Annotated in this window: 1 protein-coding gene; it reads right to left on the bottom strand. The window is 41.5% G+C overall.

The genetic code is table 11. From position 1 onward, the window contains the following. Positions 1 to 95: 95 nt before the first annotated feature. Positions 96 to 1,118: transposase (locus E0F91_RS17625; protein WP_243698937.1), on the bottom strand; the 1,023-nt coding region annotated here is incomplete at its 5' end.

The following is a 1,118-nucleotide window of genomic DNA, read 5'->3' as shown; positions in this document are numbered from 1 at the left end:
AACGTCAGGCTGTGAAAAAACTCCGTTTTTCACTTAAGTACAGCAAAAATCATCGCTGTATACTTCAATATAAGCACGCTAAACAAGCTTGTTTTTTAAGCAGCAATTGCTAAGTCCAATCCGAATAAGTCGTTAAAAAGCCTTAAAATAGCCCTTTTTAAAACAAGAACACCTTTGGTTTTGTAAGGTGACTTCCAGTTCTTGAGTTTGGCAATTAAATCTGGTACGCCCAGTATATTTATCGAGCGTTTGATGTTATACACGAGCATAATCAAACTGTGTTCGCCATTGACTTTTTCGAGTCCTATTAAATTCGTGTGGTTGTAACCCCATTGCCTCTTGATCGTGCCAAAAATATGTTCGTTGATTTCCTGCCTAGTGCGGTATAATTGCGGATTTTCTCGGTAGCGGTGGTTGTTCTCCTCTATGGCATCAGCATACTCGCTGCGGTCGATCTCGCGTCCGCCGGCTCTACTGGTACACAGGTGTTTTACTGGACATTCCTTGCAAGAGGGTGTTCGGTATTTCTTGAATTGATACCCGCTTTGTTCGGTTCGCCCACTTTTTTTATGCCATCTTCCTGTAGTTTTTAAAGTTGCTCCTTGGGGACAAGTATAGGTGTCATCGGCTTTATTGTAAATGAATTTGGCTACCAAATATTCGGGTTTCGTGACACTTTCTTTGCTTATGCCTGGCGTAGGGTGCGCTACAATGGTGGTAATGTTATGGTCTTTGCAGTAGGCAATTTCGCGGCCGTTATGGTAGCCTTTATCTACCAAAGCGGTGTAGGTTGTAACTCCTAAGTTTTCTTTTGCCTCCAGTGCAATGGCGCCTAAGGCGTTAAGATCATTGCGATTGATGGTATGGGTGGCAACTACTAAATTGTGTTTATTATCTACTGCTGCTTGGATATTGTAACTGATCTCAACTACTACTCCTTGAACCAGAAGCGCGCGTGCATCTTCATCGGTGGTGCTTATTTGGGGTTCTCCGCTGGCTTTTAGTTTTGCTTCTAGAAGTTCATATCCTATTTTATTATTTTTTAATCGTTCAATCTTTTCTTGAATCTTGGTTATGTTGATCCCATTGTCTTGGGTATCATTTTGATCTAATTGCGT

Source organism: Flavobacterium sandaracinum (assembly GCF_004349135.1).
GTDB classification, from domain to species: Bacteria; Bacteroidota; Bacteroidia; order Flavobacteriales; family Flavobacteriaceae; genus Flavobacterium; species Flavobacterium sandaracinum.
This window is presented reverse-complemented; position numbering and strand designations above follow the sequence as displayed.